The sequence below is a fragment of the Nocardioides sp. genome (assembly GCF_025964975.1).
In the GTDB taxonomy this organism is placed as follows: domain Bacteria; phylum Actinomycetota; class Actinomycetes; order Propionibacteriales; family Nocardioidaceae; genus Nocardioides.
Map to the genome: position 1 here is coordinate 1 of NZ_JAOPXV010000166.1, position 18,354 is coordinate 18,354.

The 18,354-nt window shown below is 70.6% G+C and carries 13 protein-coding genes; 5 read left to right on the forward strand and 8 right to left on the reverse strand.

Features of this window, described 5'->3' with window-relative positions:
* Positions 1-300: 300 nt before the first annotated feature.
* The 6 genes from JWN68_RS12705 to JWN68_RS12730 form a co-directional block, all read right to left on the reverse strand.
* Positions 301-1,386 (reverse strand): hypothetical protein, encoded by a 1,086-nt coding sequence (locus JWN68_RS12705; protein ID WP_297739432.1) that lies wholly within the window; start codon positions 1,384-1,386, stop codon positions 301-303.
* Positions 1,383-2,000, reverse strand: a complete 618-nt coding sequence (locus JWN68_RS12710; protein WP_297739435.1) for an amino acid-binding protein — start codon at positions 1,998-2,000, stop codon at positions 1,383-1,385. Before JWN68_RS12710 ends, JWN68_RS12705 begins: the two co-directional genes overlap by 4 nt.
* A 65-nt stretch (positions 2,001-2,065) precedes the next feature.
* A complete protein-coding gene (recD, locus tag JWN68_RS12715; protein WP_297739438.1) occupies positions 2,066-3,817 on the reverse strand; it encodes an exodeoxyribonuclease V subunit alpha in 1,752 nt (583 codons plus the stop codon).
* Positions 3,810-7,196: a UvrD-helicase domain-containing protein gene (locus tag JWN68_RS12720; protein WP_297739441.1), complete on the reverse strand. Its 3,387-nt coding sequence runs from the start codon at positions 7,194-7,196 to the stop codon at positions 3,810-3,812. The genes recD and JWN68_RS12720 overlap by 8 nt, the downstream gene beginning before the upstream one ends.
* On the reverse strand, positions 7,196-10,561 hold the full coding sequence (recC, locus tag JWN68_RS12725) for an exodeoxyribonuclease V subunit gamma (protein ID WP_297739444.1): 3,366 nt from the start codon (positions 10,559-10,561) through the stop codon (positions 7,196-7,198). The genes JWN68_RS12720 and recC overlap by 1 nt, the downstream gene beginning before the upstream one ends.
* A 140-nt stretch (positions 10,562-10,701) precedes the next feature.
* Positions 10,702-10,914 (reverse strand): CsbD family protein, encoded by a 213-nt coding sequence (locus JWN68_RS12730; RefSeq protein WP_366519802.1) that lies wholly within the window; start codon positions 10,912-10,914, stop codon positions 10,702-10,704.
* 189 nt (positions 10,915-11,103) lie between these two features.
* On the opposite strand from JWN68_RS12730, the gene JWN68_RS12735 reads away from it, so the two are divergent.
* The 5 genes from JWN68_RS12735 (at position 11,104) to JWN68_RS12755 (ending at position 17,008) form a co-directional block, all read left to right on the forward strand.
* Complete coding sequence (locus JWN68_RS12735) at positions 11,104-12,774, forward strand: ABC transporter substrate-binding protein (protein WP_297739448.1); 1,671 nt, start codon at positions 11,104-11,106, stop codon at positions 12,772-12,774.
* Positions 12,775-12,869: 95 nt separating this feature from the next.
* Positions 12,870-13,880, forward strand: coding sequence for an ABC transporter permease (locus tag JWN68_RS12740; RefSeq protein WP_297739452.1), 1,011 nt, complete (start codon positions 12,870-12,872; stop codon positions 13,878-13,880).
* A gap of 5 nt (positions 13,881-13,885) precedes the next feature.
* Positions 13,886-14,833 (forward strand): ABC transporter permease, encoded by a 948-nt coding sequence (locus JWN68_RS12745; RefSeq protein WP_297739455.1) that lies wholly within the window; start codon positions 13,886-13,888, stop codon positions 14,831-14,833.
* 4 nt (positions 14,834-14,837) lie between these two features.
* On the forward strand, positions 14,838-15,866 hold the full coding sequence (locus JWN68_RS12750; RefSeq protein ID WP_297739458.1) for an ABC transporter ATP-binding protein: 1,029 nt from the start codon (positions 14,838-14,840) through the stop codon (positions 15,864-15,866).
* Positions 15,863-17,008, forward strand: coding sequence for an oligopeptide/dipeptide ABC transporter ATP-binding protein (locus JWN68_RS12755; RefSeq protein WP_297739460.1), 1,146 nt, complete (start codon positions 15,863-15,865; stop codon positions 17,006-17,008). The genes JWN68_RS12750 and JWN68_RS12755 overlap by 4 nt, the downstream gene beginning before the upstream one ends.
* 15 nt (positions 17,009-17,023) lie before the next feature.
* Here JWN68_RS12755 and JWN68_RS12760 read toward each other — a convergent pair whose 3' ends face one another.
* Both JWN68_RS12760 and JWN68_RS12765 read right to left on the reverse strand, forming a co-directional pair.
* Positions 17,024-17,296 carry a Rho termination factor N-terminal domain-containing protein gene (locus JWN68_RS12760; RefSeq protein WP_297739463.1) on the reverse strand — a complete coding sequence of 91 codons (273 nt, stop codon included), beginning with the start codon at positions 17,294-17,296 and terminating at the stop codon, positions 17,024-17,026.
* Between the two features lie 24 nt (positions 17,297-17,320).
* On the reverse strand, positions 17,321-18,283 hold the full coding sequence (locus JWN68_RS12765) for a TIGR03557 family F420-dependent LLM class oxidoreductase (RefSeq protein ID WP_297739464.1): 963 nt from the start codon (positions 18,281-18,283) through the stop codon (positions 17,321-17,323).
* Positions 18,284-18,354: the final 71 nt, after the last annotated feature.

Genomic DNA, 18,354 nt, shown 5'->3' on the forward strand with positions numbered 1-18,354 from the left:
CATTCCCAACCACGGATTCACCCAGATCGTCACTGCCGTCTGCGGAGCCGGCGAGGTGGTCACCGGCGTCACCTACGGTCGCCTCGGATCGGACATGTCCATCGGCGGCAGCCAGCCGTTGGACAACGGGAGTGCGCCCACGGGACCCGACGGTTGGCAGGTGGCAGTCTCCCAACACCGGGAACATCTCGAGGGAGATGCGGTTGATCATCTTCTGCGCCACCGTCAGTCCGCAGGGACCCACGGGCGCCACGGGGGCCACCGGCTCGACCGGACCGAGCGGACCGACCGGCTGACGATCTACGCCAAGGTCTTCTCGCGGCAGAACGCCACGTTGGCGCGGAGCCGCTCGTCGTCAGGGTGCACGGCGAGGGCGCGCTCGGCGGCGTCCAGCCCTTCGGCGTACGCCCCGGTCCAGTAGCAGCTGACCGCGAGCTCGTCCCAGGCTCGCCAGGAGTACGTCGACTCGTCGACGAAGAGCGCTGAGCGGCCGGGGTGCGGTGTCGACGTGGCCGGTGTCGCGAACAGTCGCGCGACCGCATGCAGCTCTCGCTCCCGGTGGAAGCGGGCCAGCTCGACCAGGGGCTCCGCGCGCGAGGGCAGGGCGGCGTACGCAGTGAGGTAGGCCGCGACCACTTCAGCATCGGGCCGGGCGAGTCGTTCCGAGATGACCGCGGCCTGGAAGCGCGCGTACCACCGCTCCTGGTCCCAGCCGTTGGCGTTGTCGCTGCGCGTCCGGTACGCCGCCAGCGCGCGCTCCAGCTCGCCCGCGTCGCGCCACGACTGCGCGAGGTAGAACTGCGTCCGCGGGTCGTCAGGCGTCCGGGCGAGCGCCCCTTCCAGGAGCGCAGCGTCCTTGCGGTACTTGTCCGGATCCAGCGAGCGTGCGCCCGCACGCTCCTCGTGCACGCTCGGTACGTCGAGGGAGCCGACGTCTGCTCCGGGCAGGGCGAGGTGCTCGTGCACCACGCCCTGCCAGCGCCAGGGTCGGTCCAGCCGGGTCAGGCGGAGCACGGAGTAGCTCGTGGCGCCGAAGTGGTTGGTGACGTGGTATCCGTCCAGGGTGAGGTCGGGACGCTCGTCGGGGACCGAGGTGAACTGGTCGTCCGCATCGATCCACAGGGCGTAGCTGTCCGCACTCCGCGCCGGGAAGGCAGCCGCCAGCTCCAAGGACTCCTGGCGGTTGTGACCGAAGTCGACCCAGGGTCGTTCGTGCAGCTCGCCGGGCACCCCGTCCAGGACCCGGCGCACCACGTCCTGGGTCCCATCGATCGACCCCGTGTCGACGATGACCCACCAGTCGACGAACGGGAGCGCGCTGCGCAGGCAGCGCTCGATGATGTGCGCCTCGTCCTTGACGATCATGTAGAGACCGATCTCGCTCACGCCTCTGGCACAGCCTCCGCGCGATGGATCGTGCGCGCCAGCCCGAGCAGGTGCCCCACCCTGGCCAGCTCCGAGTCCAGGAACTCCGGGCCACCCTGGCGACCCAGCACGATGACGTCGCCGTCCAGGGGAGCTCCGCAGAGCACCGTGTCCTCGAGGTCGGGCAGGCGCGAGGGGCGGTCGAGCTCGGCCCAGGACACCGCGGCTGGTGCGGCCTCGGTGCGCCGGACCAGGTGACCGTCCGGGCGCACCCTAGCCGCCCAGTCCACGCGGAAGGTCACGGGCAGCAGGTCCACGACTCGTTCGAGCGCTTCGCCGGGGTGGAGGGTCAGCTCCTCGACCACCTCGAGATCCAGGAACAGGTTGCCCGCCGCGGCGTACCTGCTGATCCACAACACCTCGACGCCCTCGACGGCGTTGCACGCCGAGACGATCGAGTCGGGCATCACGCCGGGCCCCATCTCGAGCAGGACGTCATCGACCGCGGCGCCGTTCGGTAGCTTCTCGACAACCTCGATGGCCGCGATGTCGCCACCCGCCTGGCCGATGGCTCCGGCAACGCGTCCCAGCGATCCGGGGACGTCGGGCAGCGAGAGGCGAAGCAGGAAGGACATGCCGAGAGGCTAGCCCGGCGATGTTGCGCCGAGGTTGCCGACGTCGCCGTTGGACGGACGCACGCTCAGCCGTCGGCCAGCCGCGCCCGCAGCCCGCTGGCTCGTTGCGCCTGGCGGCCGATCGCTGCGCGCACCGCTGCTTCGGGTCCGACGATGCGGACCCTGGTCCGCGCCCGGGTGACGGCCGTGTAGAACAGCTCGCGGGTGAGGAGGCGGGAGTCCTCGTCGGGCAGGAGAACGGTCACGACGTCGGCCTGGCTGCCCTGGCTCTTGTGGATCGTCATCACGTGCATGGTCTCCACGTCGCCGAGACGAGACGGGGCCAGGCTCAGCGGACCCTCACCGGTGGCGACGACCACCCTCCGCCCGGCACGAGTGTCGACCACGACGCCCGTGTCGCCGTTGTAGACGCCGAGGGCGTAGTCGTTGGCGGTGACCAGGACCGGACGGCCGAGGTAGGCGGACTCGTAGAGGGGGTCGCCCGTCTCCTGTGTCAGCCACTGCTCCACGCGCCGGTTCCAGTGCCGGACACCGAAGGGGCCGTCGCGGTGGGCACACAGCAGCCGGTGCCGGTCGAGTGCGGCCAGGGCCTTGGCGGCGTTGCCCGTGGCCGCTGCATCGCGCACGGCCAGTGCCGAGGGCAGTGCGGTCGCGCGGATGGCGGAGGCAGGGTCCTGGTCCCTCACCCACTCGACCGCGCTGTGGCCGGCGCTCAGCACGGAGATCACCGCGTCCGCATCTCCGACCCGCAGTGCCTCCGCGAGCGCACCGATCTCGGCGCCGTAGCGATGCGCGGTTGTCAACGCCACGACCGGGCTGTCAGCCCGGCCGTCGAAGCCGTGCACGATGTCGGCCAGCACAGCGCCGGCATCGACCGAGGACAGCTGGGCGGGGTCGCCCACGAACACCAACCGGGAGTCCGGTCGGACCGCTTCCAACAGTCGCGCCATCATCGTCAGCGACACCATCGAGGTCTCGTCGACGACCACGACATCGTGCGGCAGCCTGTTGCCGCGGTGGTGGCGGAACCGGGTCCGGTTGCCCGGACGGGTCCGGAGCAATCGGTGCAACGTCATGGCACTCGTTCCCGCCAGCCGGTCGCGGTCGCGCTCGCTGAAGCCCTTGGCCGAGTCGCGGACGGCCTGCTCGAGCCGGGCTGCCGCCTTGCCGGTGGGAGCCGCCATCGCGATGCGGAGGTGGTGCCCCTGGGCCTCGGCCTGCTCGTGCAGGGCCACGAGCAGTCCAGCAACGGCGGTCGTCTTGCCGGTGCCGGGACCGCCGGTGATCACGGTCGTCCACCGACCAGCCGCGTGGGTGCAGGCCGCGCGCTGCTCGTCGAAGCCGGGGTCGGCGAACACCCGCGCCAGCGAGGCAGCCAGCAGTGAGGGGTCGAAGGGCGGTGTCGAGGCGGCGCGGGCAGTCAGGTCGTCGAGGACCTGCGTCTCCTGCTCGTGGTAGCGGTCGAGGTAGAGCAGGCCGTGCTCCCAGTGCAGAACGCCGAGCGCCAGCAGTGGACTGCGCCCGACCGCCGCCGCCCATTCGGCGGGTTCGGGCCACGGCAGATCGACGTCGGTCAGCAGACTGCCGACCTCGGCGAGCTCGAGGCACACCGACCCGTGGCGCACAGCCCGTGACGTGAGGGCGATGGCGAGCAGCACGTCCGGATCCTGCTCGTTGCCGAGCCGGCCGAGCGCGGTGGCGATGTGGATGTCAGCGGCCGTAACGACGCCGGCTGTGTTGAACGCCGCCAGCGTCGGCGGTGCAGTCAGGGCGAGGTCGCGGTCGTGCTCGTCCACCGGCTCGAAGAGCTCACTCATCGGCAGAGCCCGATCGCACGACCGCGCCGTCGAGCAGCGCCGAGAGAGCCTCGACAAGCGGGACCGGCGGCCGCCACGCGAAGACGCCGCACGGGGCATCCGCGACACGGGGAGTGTCCGGTCCGCACATGCCCCGAAGGTAGAGGTAGAGCACGCCGCCCAGGTGGCGCGACGGGTCATAGCCGGGCAGCCGCCAGCGCAGGAACCGGTGCAGCACGACGGTGTAGAGGAGTGCCTGCAGCGGATAGTCGGAGTGGGCCATCGCCTCGTCGAGCATCGCCGGCCGGTAGTCGTGCGCTGTCAGCGGAGCATCGAGCGGACCGAGCCAGTTGGTCTTGTAGTCGACGGTCAGGAAGCGGGGCGACCCCTCGACGTCGACGCGCAGCACCACGTCGATGGAGCCGGTGAGATATCCCAGCAGCGGCTGACCGGCCAGGTCCGGGTCGTGCTCCAGGGTGGACGCATAGGACAGGACCGGGTCGCCGTCGGGCAGGTGTCGCCGGAGCAGCGGCGCGAGGTCGCCGAGGGTCACGCGGCTCGCGGGGTATGTCGCGTCGTCCCCGCCGGCGAGCGGGAGCTCGAAGTCCAGCTCGCGCAACCGGTCGGCCAGTCGGAGGCCGAGCAGCGTCTGCTCCCCGGCGAGTGGTCCGAGGGGGCTCGAGCACACAGCCACCAGCGCGTCGGCCAGGGCATCGTTGTCGAGCTCGACGGGCCACCAGACCTGCTGCTCTCGGATGTGGGTGAGCAGTTCGGCGCGGAAGTCGGGGGCCGCGGGGTCAGCGTGCTCCAGCACCGCGTGGACGAGCGAGCCGAAGGTCGCACCGACCGGCAGGTCAGCCATCGGCGAGGGAACCGCCGCGGCTGCCAGCTCCTCGTCGGCAGGTGCCTCGCCGGGCTCGTCGATCCCTTCTCGGCCCACCAGCACGAGGGCGGCATCCTCTTCGGGCCGATCCTCTGGTTCGGACAGTGACTCCACGATGCCCGCCTCGGGGTTCGCATGGCCGGCCGTCGACGCAGCGGACAGCGACGAGTAGGACGTGCGTCGCCAGGTCGTGTCGACCTCGCGGGTGAAGGTGCGAGCCGCCAGGACGTCGGAGGAGACCGGCAGGGGAGTCGGATCGGGCGCGACCAGCTCCGCCAGCTCGCTGACCGGCCCGCCGGCGTCTCGCCACGCGCCGAGGATCGTGGGCAGACGGTCCTCACTGACGACTGCCTGCTCGTCGGGCACGACGGCGGCGCCGGGACGACGACCGAAGAGCATGCGGTGCAACGGGGAGGCCGGGGTGTTGAGGTCTGCGGCGGCGTACCAGACGACGACCTGTGACTGGGCGCGGGTGAGCGCGACGTAGAGCAGGCGGAGCGACTCGCCGGCGTCCTCGCGGCGGTGGCGGGCCACGGCGTCGCGGTGGAACGGGCTGGGACCGCCGACGTCGCGGCATCGGCGACCCGCGTCGTCATGGAACAGCGGGATGTCGGGGTCCTTGCCGACATATTTGTCCCACAGCGTCGGCAGGTAGACGACGGGATATTGCAGGCCCTTGCTGCCGTGGATGGTGACCAGCTGCACGGCAGCGGCGTCCGAGTCGAGCCGGCGGGTGCGTTCGGAGGCGACCTCGAGCTTCTCGTCGTCCACCTGCTCGCGCAGCCAACCGAGGACCCCCACGATGCCGAGGCGGTCCTCGACGCTGACTCGGTGGAGGGCCTCACCGATGTGACGCAGGTCGGTCAGGGTGCGCTCGCCGCCGGCCCTGCTCAGCACTCGTGCCGTCAGGCCCGCCACCACGGTCACCTCGAGCACAGCAGCGACACCGCGGGTCGTGAAGACGTCGGTCAGCGTCCGCACACGGTCGGCCAGCAGGTCGGTCAGCTCGTCGCCGCCGGCGTCGAGCTCGGCAGCTGAACAGCCGAAGAACGACGTCAGCGCGGCTGCTCGCACCCGGTCCGATCGATGCGGCTGCTCGAGTGCCTCGAGCAGGACCAGCCACTCACCGGCAGCGGGTGTGTGGAAGACGGAGCCGCCGGCGTTGACCACTGAAGGGACGCCCACGGACGCCAGCGCCACGTGCACTGCCTCGAGGTCACTGCGCTTCGCCGCCAGGACGGCGATGTCGCCCGGCACCAACGCGCGACCCTCGAACGTCGCGCCGCTCTGGATGAGCCGCTTGATCTGGTGGGCGGTGTCCGTGACGGCGTGCTCCCGCCACAGCGCGACCGCCGGCCTCGACCGCGGCCCCTTCCCCAGCTCGGCACGACGGACGACGCGCAGCCGGAAGGGCTCCCCGGCCCCGACCAGTCGTGAGTGCCGCTCGTGCGCGACGACGGGGTGGACGACGATGCGCGGGTCGCCCAGGGTCGCCCCCTCCAGCACCGCCTGGACGGACTCGAGCAGCGGCCGGTCCGCGCGCCAGTTGACGCCCAGCGTCTGGGTCGTCCCCGCGATCCTGGCTGCCTCGAGGTAGGTGACGATGTCACCGCCGCGGAAGGCATAGATGGCCTGCTTGGGATCACCGATCAAGACCATCGTGGCCGACTCCGCGAAGGCCCGCCGGAAGACCTGCCACTGGACGGGGTCGGTGTCCTGGAACTCGTCGATGAGCACGAACTTCCAGCGGCGCTGCATGCGCGCCCGAGCCGCGGCGGAAGGCTGTTCGAGGGCGTCCGCGAGCTGGCTCAGCAGGTCGTCGTAGCTCAGCACCCCGAGCCGCCGCTTGCGCCGCTCGACCTCCTCCAGGACGGCGGTGGCGAACCGGACCCTCATGGCCGCGGCGGAGTCGGGGCCCTCGGTCAGCACCGCCAGCGGCTCAATCACGGCGCGCGGGTCGCCCACCACGGTGTGGGCCAGCGCGAGTGCCTGGTTGCGGCTCCAGGTCGGCGCCTGCTCGTGGCCGAACCGTGCGAGGTAGAGGTCGTCGACGACCTCGGTCGTGAGCTGCTCCAGATCCTCCACCAGCGTGGCGCTCGAGTCGGTGTCCCCGGCCACGCCCAGGCTGCGCAGCACCAGCTGGCAGAACTGGTGGATGGTCGCGATCGTCGCTGCATCGAAGGAGACCAGGGCTGCAGTGACGCGCTCCAACCGCGCCTCTATCGTGGGCGGGTCGCCGTCGAGCAGCCAGTCGTGGAGCCGGTTGGCCGGGTCGCGGTGGGCCGGATCGGCCAGCACACGGACGGCCTCGTCGAGCTGGCTACGGACACGCTCCCGCAACTCCTGGCTCGCCGCCCGGGTGAAGGTCACGACCAGCATCTCCTCCAGTGCGACCAGCCCCGCGGCCACGTGCTTGGTCACCAGGGCAGCGATCGTCCAGGTCTTGCCCGTCCCCGCGCTGGCCTCGAGCAGCGTGACGCCGGGCTCGAGGTCGCGGGCGATGTCGAAGGTCTCCATCACAGCCCCCGGATCTGTTCGGCGCCCGGGGAGTCGGGCGAGCCGATCAGTGGACCCCACAGTCGGGCCGCGTAGTGGCCGAGCCGGTGGGGCGCTGCGCCCGCTTCGCCCGCGCGCAGGGGTGAGGCCAGCAGCTCGAAGGCGGCGTGCTCGCCGAAGGCACGGACGTGCCATACGTCGGCGTCCTCCTTGGGGAAGCCCGAGTCGTTGAACCGAGGGGTGACCCACTCGGCTCGCGCCTTCGCGTCGGGGTCGCCGTCGCTGCCCGACTGTGCCCGCCGGAACTCCTCGGCCCAGGCCAACGACGTCCTGATCGGCAGGGGCAGTGGCTCGCAGAGCCCCGCTTCGTGGATGGCGACCAGGTCGCGCAGCCAGGCACGCGCGTCGTGCTGGGCCAGTGGCTTGATCATCGCGACCTGTCCACCGGTGCGGTGCTTGCCGATCGTGTGGGCGGTCCAGTTCTCGTCGGGGCGGCCAGCGGCCAGGGCAAGCGCGTTGATCCAGGCCGCGAGGCGGTGCTTGGCACCTAGGTTGGAGAAGGACACCCCCACCAGGTTGTTGCCGAAGATGTCGCCGACGGTGCCGCTCACCCGGCGGTCCCCGAGGTCGATGTCGACGTCCAGGGTGCGCACGGGACCTGTCTGCAGGCTCCGCGCCGCGAGGACGAGCGGCGTCGCCTTCGTCTTGATGGCCTCCAGCACCCCGTCGCCGAGGGCGCCGGGAGGCAGCTGACCGCTGACCCGGAGTGCCTCGATGACCGCCGCCCCGTCAGCACCACCGAGCACCGCGCTGGCGAGGTGGTCGCCGATCGCCCACTGCTCCAAGCTGTCGAGGGTGATCGGGATGCCGTCCTTGATCTCGTCGGCGTCGACGGGCTTGGTGATCCGGAGTCGCCGCCGGAGGAAGCCCTGGACAGGGTGTCGGAAGAAGTCCTGGAGGTCGGCCAGGGCGACGTCGCTGGTCGGGGCGCTGATCGGTGGGAGTACTTCGGGGACCAGCTCTCTGACCACCGTCCGCTCCCCTCGCGCGGCGGTGGCGCCGGCCAGGGCGGAGCGGTCGAAGGTGAAGGCCTGGGTGCCGCGCAGGCGCCCGGGGACGAGGTTGGCCTCGTCGAAGGGCTGCAACGGGTGCTGGGTCAGCACGTGCTCGCGCACCGGAGCGGAGGCCGTGCGGTCGAGGGCGTCGAGGAGCTCGCCGAGGGGTACGGCGGGTGGTCGCTCGGCCCCGTTGTGCTCGCCGCGTCCGGTGTAGGTGATGACGAGCGTCTCCGTCGTCGCCGCGATGGCGTCGAGCAGGAGCTGGCGGTCCTCCGAGCGCGGGTCGCGATCGCCGGTGCGTGGGCGGCGAGCCAGCACGTCGTCACCGTCGACCGACGAGTTGCGAGGGAAGACCCCGTCGTCGAGTCCGACCAGGCAGACCACCCGGTGTGGCACCGAGCGCATGGGCACCATGGTGCAGACCGTCAGGGTGCCCGTGCGGAAGTTGGAGCGCGTCGGCCGGCCGCGCAGCCGTTGTTGGAGAAGGGCGCGGACGTCGGACTGGCGCAGCACGGTGTCCTGGCCGGCCGCACCGGCGGCGATCCGGGCGAGCTCGCGGTCGAACTGCGCCACCTGCCAGACGTCTTGCGACGGGGTCACCGTCAGCTGGTGGACTCCTCGGCCCAGCACGCGGGTCCAGTCCAGGACGGTGCGCGCGGCCCCGGCGCCGACCAGGAAGGTGTGGAGGCGGTCGACGAACTCCGCGAACCGCCCGACCGTCTCGAGGTCGCTGTCACTGACGTCGTCGACCGGGAGCGCGCCGTCCACGTGTCGGTGCTCCAGCCCCGACATCGCGGCCCCCAGCAGCAGGCGGCGCACTCCGGACGACCACGTGTTGGCGCCCACGCTGCCCAGCCCGAACGAAGCGCGGTGGTCTGCGTCGTATCCCCAGCGGATGCCGGACTCCCCGACCCACTGCGCGATCCGCTCGAGCTCGTCGTCGCCGAAGCCGAAGCGCGCGCGTACGGGTGCCGACGCAGCAAGGTCGAGCACCTGCGTGGCACTCAGGCGACCTCGCACCAGCTCGACGAGCTGCGCCGCCACGGCGAGCAGCGGGTTGGTGGCACCGAGAGCGCGGTCTGCCAGCCGGACCCGGAGCCGGTGGGCGGGGTGGCCCGCCCCTTCGCCGGCGATGTCCGCGAGGCCGAACCCGGCGGAGATGAGAGGGGCGTAGGTCTCGATGTCGGGGCACATCACCAGGATGTCTCGCGGCTCCAGGGTTGGGTCGTCCTGCAGCAGCCCGACCAGCACCTCCCGCAGCACGTCGATCTGCCGAGCAGAACCGTGGCAGGCGTGGACCTGCACGGAGGAGTCGCGACCTGTGCGCTGCTGGATGGTCGCTCGGTCGGGCGCGGCGTTGGCCTGCAGGTCGGACTGGAGCCACCCGAGCAGCGTGTCGGGGTGAGCGGGTGCGGCCCGGGCGTGCTCGCTGTCGATCCCACCCAGCGCGCGCCGGAGCTCGCGCGAGTCGCGACCCAACGAGCTGAGGAGGGGATGGCCGACGAGGGCGGCAGAGGTGTCGAAGGCGCGAGGCACCGAACCGACGGCTGCGGTGGGCGCCAGCGCCGTCCACAGGGCGGGCGAGGCCTGGGGCAGCCAGAGGTGGACGTCACGCAGCTCTCCGAGAGCTTTGAGCAGGGAGATCTCGGTCTCCGGCAGTCGCGTGTGACCGAACAGCGAGAGCCGGGGCGGCAGGTCGAGGTCGGCCCCGCCAGCACGCAGCCGCGCGAGCGTCGCACCATGGCGCACGTCAGGCGGGTCTGGGTCCATGCGCTCGACCAGGCGCCGCCACAGCTCCGCCTGCCACCGCAGGTCCGGCTCGAGCTCGCCTCCCAGGCCGTCGCTGTCGCGGCCCTCCTGCCAGTCGGTGATCAGGCTCGGCCGCTGGGTGGCGTACGAGCTGAACAGCCCCGCCACACGCCTGGCGACGGCGTAGCGCCGGGTGGCCCGATCGTCGTCACCGTCCCCGCCGCCCAGGTGCGCGGTCAGGTCGGCGAAGCCCGGCTCGCCCATGGACGCGTCGATCACCTGGAGCACCGGCCAGGCGAGACGTTCGGGGTCCCAGGGGTCGTCGGCGTCCTTGTCGAGCAGCATCGAGACCAGTGAGGAGGGGGTCACGAAGTCGACCCCGGCGCACACGCCGTCCCCGGTCCGCGCACCCACGCCGAGGCGGTGGGAGAGCCGCTGGGTCAGCCAGCGCTCCACCCCGCGCGCCGGGACGACGACCACCTCACGGGCGAACGGGTCGGGCAGGGGCGTCGACAACAGCTCCGCGAGCCCGTCGGCGAGCGCGTCGGTCCGCTCGGCGACGTGGACGTGAACTGTCATGGCGGCAGCCTGCCACCTGGCACCGACACTTTCACCAGACCCACACGGCACCCACTGTCCGCTGCGGCGACGCGCCAGAACGCCAACGAGGCACCGACTGCTCGAGTCGGTGCCTCGGGTGGCGTTCGCGATCGCGGAGGTCAGTGCTTGAAAGCGTCCTTGACCTTCTCGCCGGCCTGCTTGACGTCGGACTTGGCCTGGTCACCCTTGCCCTCGGCCTCGAGACTCTCGTCGTCGGTGGCCTTGCCCGTGCCCTCCTTGATCTTGCCGGCCATGTCCTCGGAGGCGTTCTTGATCTTGTCGTCGAGTCCCATCAGGTTCCCTTCGTCGATGCGCCCCGACTGGGGCGCCATCCGAACGTGCCACGCCGGGCCCGACTGACCAACACCCCTGCGGGTGGATCGCCCGAGATCACAGTCGGGCAACGGATGTTGCCGGTCGAGGTGCCGCTGTGACTAGAGTGGCGGCGCGGCGTGACGTGGGTCACACCCCCTCGATTGGCCCGTCCCAGACGGGTCTCGGACCAGAAGTGAGGTTGCACGATGAGAGCCATCCGGAAACTTGCATCGGTCGCCGTGGCAGGCGTGCTTGCCATGACGGTCGCGTCCTGTGCCGAGTCAGACCGCGGCGAGGGCGGCGAAGGCGGCGGTGAGGGCGAGGAGACCACGTTCACGTTCGGAGCGGCCGGTGCACCCGAGATGTTCGACCCGCTCTACGCCACGGACGGCGAGACCTTCCGCGTGACGCGCCAGATGTTCGAGGGCCTCCTCGGCATCAAGCCCGGCAGTGCCGAGGTCGTCCCCGAGCTCGCCACGGAGTGGACCTCCAACGAGGAGGGCACCGAGTGGACGTTCACGCTCCGCGACGACGTCACCTTCCACGACGGCGAGCCCTTCAACGCCGAGGCCGTCTGCGCCAACTTTGAGCGGATGTTCGACCAGAACGAGGCGGGTCAGGTCGCGGCCGAATACTGGGGCTACGTCATGGGCGGCTTCGCCAACGCCCCCGAAGACTCCCTCTACCAAGGCTGTGAGGCGAGCGACGAGTACGAGGCGATGGTCACCATCAGCCGCGCCACCTCCGGCTTCCCGACGATGCTCACCCTCGAGTCGCTCTCGATGCAGTCACCCAAGGCCATGGAGGAGGGCGACGCCAACGGCATCGCCACCGAGGGCGAAGGCTTCAGCTTCCCCGACTACGCCCAGAACCCCCAGGGCACTGGCCCGTTCAAGTTCGTGGAGTACGACCAGGCCACCGGGGCGATCGAGCTGGAGACCAACGACGACTACTGGGGTGAGGCGCCCGCTTCCGACAAGCTCGTCTTCCGGGTCATCCCCGACGAGAGCACGCGGCGCCAGGAGCTGGAGGCGGGCAGCATCGACGGCTACGACCTGCCCAACCCGGCCGACTGGCCGGGCCTCGAGGAGGGCGGCAACCAGGTCGAGGTCCGCGACCCGTTCAACATCTTCTACCTCGGTCTCAACCCCGAGGCCAACCCGCAGCTCAAGGACCTCAAGGTGCGTCAGGCGCTCTACTACGCGCTCGACCGCGACCAGCTGGTCTCCACGCAACTGCCGGAAGGAGCTCAGGTGGCGACGCAGTTCATGCCGTCGACCGTCAGCGGCTACAACAGTGAGCTGCAGCCCTACGCGTACGACCCCGACAAGGCCAAGCAGCTCCTGAAGGAGGCCGGCGCGGAGGGCATGACCCTGACGTTCGCCTACCCGACCGAGGTCAGCCGGCCCTACATGCCCGATCCGCAGCAGCTCTACGAAGCCCTGCGCACCAACCTCGAGGCCGTCGGCATCAGGGTGGACGTGAAGACGGCGTCGTGGAACGGCGGCTACCTCGACAACGTGACGGCCGGGAAGTACGACGCCTACCTGCTCGGCTGGACCGGCGACTACGACGCCGCGTTCAACTTCGTCGGCACGTTCTTCGGCAACCTCAAGGAGAACGACTTCGGCACCGAGGTCATGCCATGGGGCAAGCAGCTGGCCGACGACCTGCAGGCCGCGGACGCCATCGTCGACGAGGACGAGCGGGCAGCCGAGTTCGAGCGGATCAACCAGCAGATCATGGAGGAGTACCTCCCCGGCCTCCCGATCAGCCACTCGCCGCCCGCGCTCGTGGTCGGAGGGGACGTCGAGGGCGTGATCCCGAGCCCGCTGACGGCTGAGGAGTTCGACACGGTGAGCGTCGGGGGACGCTGACGCTGGGCCACGGGACGTGGGGAGTCACCGCTCGCGGTTGACTCCCCTCGTCCCCGGCTCGTGTCCTGCCGACCCCAGCCCCAGGGAGCTCCCTCATGGTCCGCTTCATCGTGCGCCGCCTGATGCAGATGGCGGTCGTGCTCGCCGTACTCTCGATCTTGTTGTTCCTCTGGCTCAAGGCACTCCCCGGCGGCCCCGTCTCGGCCATCCTCGGTGAGCGCGCAACGCCCGCTCGTCGCGCCGCCCTGGAGACCGCGCTCGGGCTCGACCAACCCGTCTACGTGCAGTACTCCAGGTTCATCACACGTGCGCTCCAGGGCGACTTCGGTGCCTCGACCGGTGTGCTACCCGGCGAGGATGCCTTCCAGGTGTTCCTCATCCGGCTCCCGGCAACGGTCGAGCTGTCCTTCTTCGCCATCCTGGTGGCGATCGCGCTCGGCATTCCGCTGGGCTACTTCGCCGCCAAGCGCCACGGCTCCCCTCTCGACTCGGGTGCCGTGGTCCTCTCCCTGATCGGGGTGGCAGTGCCGGTGTTCTTCACAGCCTTCCTGCTGAAGTACTTCGTGGCGGTGGAGTGGAACCTCCTCCCGGTCTCGGGCCGGCAGGACCCAGGTCTGGAGGCGACCCGGGTCACCGGGTTCTTCGTCCTCGATGGGCTGTTGACCCGCGAGTGGGACGCGGCATGGGACGCGATCAAGCACCTCATCCTGCCGACCCTGGCGCTGGCGACGATCCCGTTCGCGGTGATCTTCCGCATCACGCGCGCGGCGGTGCTCGACACCCTCGACGCCGACTACGTCCGTACGGCGGAGGCGAAGGGACTCACCGCCAGCGTCATCCGGCGCCGGCACGTCCTTCGCAACGCCATGCTCCCGGTCGTCACCACGATCGGCCTCCAGGTCGGGGGCCTGCTGGCCGGCGCGATCCTCACCGAGACCGTCTTCTCGTTCCCCGGCATCGGCGACGCCCTGGCCCAGAGCTACCGCGAGAAGGACTATGCGGTGCTCCAGGTTCTGGTCCTGGCCGCGGCGGCGATCTTCGTCATCGTCAACCTGCTGGTCGACATCGCCTACGCCGTCATCGACCCCCGGATCAGGACGAGGTGAGCAGGATGGGTGCCAGCTCGTACGCCGACCAGCGCAAGAACCGCATCGACGACCTCGCCGCGACGTCGGTCGACGACTCAGCAGGCGTGTCCCTGATCGTCAGCGCGTGGCGTCGACTCCGCCGCAACCCCGTGTTCCTCCTGGGTCTGACCATCACCGTGCTCTTCGTGCTGCTGGCGGTGGTCTCACCCTGGCTGGCGCCGCACGACCCGACCAGCCCGTTGCTGCTGGACAAGGTCCGGCCGCAGTCCAACCCCGTGCCGGGCCCCGAGCCCGGCTTCCCTCTAGGCGCCGACGCGCGCGGTCGGGACCTGCTCTCACGGCTACTGGTCGGGAGTCGGCAGACGCTGATCGTCGGCGTGCTGGCCACCGTCTTCGGACTCATCGGCGGCCTTGTGCTGGGGACACTGTCCGGCGCCCTGGGCGGCTGGATCGACTCCGTGGTGATGCGCATCGTCGACGTGATGCTCTCGATCCCGTCGCTGCTGCTGGCGTTCACGATCGCCGCGATGGCACCCCGGCCGAGCCAGACGACCCTGATCATCGCGATTGCAATCATCCAGGTGCCGATCTTCGCGCGGCTGCTTCGGGGGACGATGCTCGCGCAGCGCAACAGCGACCACGTGCTGGCCGCCCGCGCGCTCGGCGTCAAGCCCGCTGCCATCGTCTTCCGGCACATGCTGCCCAACGCCATGGGACCCGTCATCGTGCAGGCGACCCTGGTCCTGGCCGTCGCGATCATCGACGCGGCTTCGTTGTCCTTCCTGGGCCTGGGCAACCCCGACGAACGCCAACCCGAGTGGGGACAGATGCTCGGAGCGTCCCAGAGGTTCATCTACGACCACCCGCACCTCGCCTTCTACCCCGCCATCTGCATCATCGTCGTCGCCCTCGGCTTCACGCTCATGGGCGAGGCGTTGCGTGAGGCCCTCGACCCGAAGTCCCGGAGATGACCCGATGAGCGCCACGTTGAGCCTTCGCGACCAACCGACGTCCCGGAGCGGCGCACTGCTGTCGGTCCGGGACCTGCGGGTGACCTTCACCCGGCACGGCGAGGTGCCGTTCCCTGCCGTCGACGGGCTGTCCTTCGACGTACACCCCGGGCAGACGGTCGGCCTCGTCGGCGAGTCCGGCTGCGGCAAGTCCGTCACGTCTCTCGCGGTCATGGGTCTGCTCCCGGCGCGCGGCAACCGCGTCGAGGGGGAGGCGCTCTACGAGGACGTCGACCTGCTGAGCCTCACCGCCAACCAGATGCGCGACCGGCGGGGACGCGACATCGCGATGATCTTCCAGGACCCCCTGTCCTCGCTGAACCCCGTCGTGCCCATCGGCGTCCAGGTCACCGAGGTGATGGAGCGCCACCGGGGCATGAGACGCAAGGACGCGATGCCGAAGGCGCGGGAGCTCCTCGAGCGGGTGGGGATCCCCGACCCGGGGGCGCGGTTGAAGAACTATCCCCACCAGCTCAGTGGCGGCATGCGGCAGCGTGCGCTGATCGCGATGGCGCTCGCGTGCGAGCCGCGGCTCCTCATCGCGGACGAGCCGACCACCGCGCTCGACGTCACCATCCAGGCGCAGATCCTGGCCCTGCTCAAGGAGCTCGTCGAGGAGACCGGCACCGCGCTGATCATGATCACCCACGACCTCGGCGTCGTGGCCGGCCTGTGCGACGAGGTCAACGTGCTCTACGCGGGACGTATCGTGGAGCGGGGCGACCGGCACCGGCTGTTCGCGCGGCCGCGCCACCCCTACACCCACGGCTTGCTGGCCTCCATCCCCCGATTGGACTCGCCGCGAGGTGAGCGGCTCAACCCGGTGCCGGGCTCGGTGACGGACAACCTCCCGTGGACCTCCGCCTGCGCCTTCGCGCCGCGGTGCCCGAATGCTCTCGACATCTGCCGGACTGTGACTCCCGCCTGGGAGATCGAGCCGAGTGGGCGCGGGCTGAGGTGCCACAACCCCGTGGATCAAGGAGACCGGAGATGAGCGACGTCACCGACGCGCCCGACGACGTGCTGGTCGACGTACGCGGACTGAAGGTGCACTTCGCGATCAAGAGCGGGATCATCTTCGACCGGACCATCGGTCACGTCTATGCCGTCGACGGAGTCGACCTGCAGATCCGGCGCGGGGAGACCTATGGCCTCGTGGGCGAGTCCGGTTGCGGGAAGTCGACCCTGGGGCGAGCGATCCTCAAGCTCGAGACCCCGACCGAGGGCACCGTCTCCTTCGACGGTGTGGACGTCGCGAGCCTTGAGGGCGAGGAGCTCCGGCGCCAGCGCCAGCACATGCAGATGGTCTTCCAGGACCCGATGTCCAGCCTCGACCCCCGGCAGTCCGTCGAGTCCCTGCTGGTCGAGGGCATGCGCGCCCATGGGCTCGACCAGGACAAGGCCACCACCCAGGCACGGCTGCGCGAGCTGCTCGGCTCGGTCGGGCTGCCCTCGGCGGCCCTGTCGAAGTATCCGCACGAGTTCTCGGGTGGACAACGCCAGCGCATCGGCATCGCCCGGGCGCTGTCGGTGCAGCCGTCCCTGATCGTGGCGGACGAGCCGGTGAGCGCCCTCGACGTCTCGGTCCAGGCGCAGGTGCTCAACCTGCTCGAGGAGCTGCAGGACGAGCTCGGCCTCACCTACCTCGTCGTGGCGCACGACCTAGCGGTCGTCCGCCACATCAGCGACCGGATCGGGGTGATGTATCTCGGTGGCATCGTGGAGGAGTCGGAGGCAGGGGAGCTCTACGACGTCCCGCTCCACCCCTACACCCGGGCTCTGATGTCGGCCGTGCCCGTCCCCGACCCGGTGGTCGAGGACAGCCGGGAGCAGCTTCTGCTGACCGGCGACCTGCCGTCGCCGTCCCACCCGCCGAGCGGGTGCCGGTTCCACACGCGCTGTCCGTGGCGCCAGCCGACCCGCTGTGACGACGAGCGCCCGGTCCTCCGAGCTCCGGAGGTCGCCGGGATCACCCCCGGTCACCGCGTCGCGTGCCACTGGGCGGAGGAGATCGCAGAAGGCGAGCTCCGGCCGCATGCCGTGGCTGCCGAGCTGGTCGAGCCGGGGAGCACCAGCACGGTGGCCGACGACGCCTCACCGTTCGGTCCCGCCTCCGCGATCGAGATCGGCGGCTGAGGGCCCACCCGGTGCTCAGTGGTTGCGGAGCGCGTCGATGAGGTCCTGCTTGTTCATCGACGACCGGCCCTCGATGCCGATCTCCGCCGCCCGCTCGCGCAGCTCCTTGACCGTACGGTCGTCGTAGTCACCGGCGCTGCCGCCGCGGCTGCCGACCTTTGACCGGCCCTGTGCGGCAGCAGCGTTCGCGATCCGTGCCGCCTTCCCCTTGCTGGCGCCGTCCTCGCGGAGACTCTCGTACATCTCCTTGTCCTTGACCGACGGTCCCGGGTCCTTCTTCTTTCCCATGTCAGCTCCTCTCTCCGACGTGTCTCAGCTGTTGCTCATCTCGCGCAGCGCGGGCAACACCTCGTCGCCGTACGCCGCGATCATGTCGGCGTAGTGCGGGCCCATGTTGGCGACGTACACCTCCTCGAAACCCGCCTCCACCGCCGGGCGCAGCCCCTCGATGTGCGCCTCGATGTCGCTGCCGCAGGGCAGGCTCTCGGCGGTCATCTCCGGGGTGACGAGCTCGGAGGCCTGCTCGAAGTGGCGCGGGGACGGCAGGACCTGGGCCAGCTCGCCCGGCAGCCCGGCGTTGGCCCACAACCGGTGGGCGATCTCCACCGCCTCGTCGTGCGTGGGTGCCCAGCAGGCCTTCATCCCGATCTGCGCCGGCTTGCCACCGGAACCCTCCCGGAACCGCTCGAGCAGGTCGGTGTCGGGGGACGTGGTGATGTAGCCGTCCGCGATCCGGGCCGCGAGGTCGGTCGCCTGGGGTCCGAAGCCGGAGATGTAGATCGGCGGCGGCTCGTCGGGCAGCGTGTAGATCCGCGCGCCGTCGACGGTGAAGTAGCGACCGTCGTGCCGCACGACCTCGCCGGAGAAGAGCTGGCGGATCACGTCGACTGCCTCCTCGAGCATGTCGAGGCGACGCGGGGCGCTGGGCCACGCCTCCCCGAGGATGTGCTCGTTGAGTGCCTCGCCCGAGCCGAGCCCCAGGGTGAAGCGGCCCTCGAGCATCACCGCACTGGTCGCGGCGGCCTGGGCGACGATCGCGGGGTGGATGCGGTAGGTCGGGCAGGTGACGGCCGTGGTGACCGGCAGGTCGGTCGCCTCGGCGATCGCGCCGATCAGCGACCACACGAAGGGGCTCTGTCCCTGGTTGTCGTTCCAGGGATGGAAGTGGTCACTGATCCACAGCGCCTCGAAGCCCGCGGCCTCGGCCAGCCTGGCCTGCTCGACGAGCTGGGACGGGGTGTACTCCTCGGTGGACAGGAAATATCCGAATCGCATGGGTGCCTCCTCCACGTCCACCCTGCACCGCGCGGCCTGCCGCCGGCCACCTCCCAACGGAGGAGTCCGGG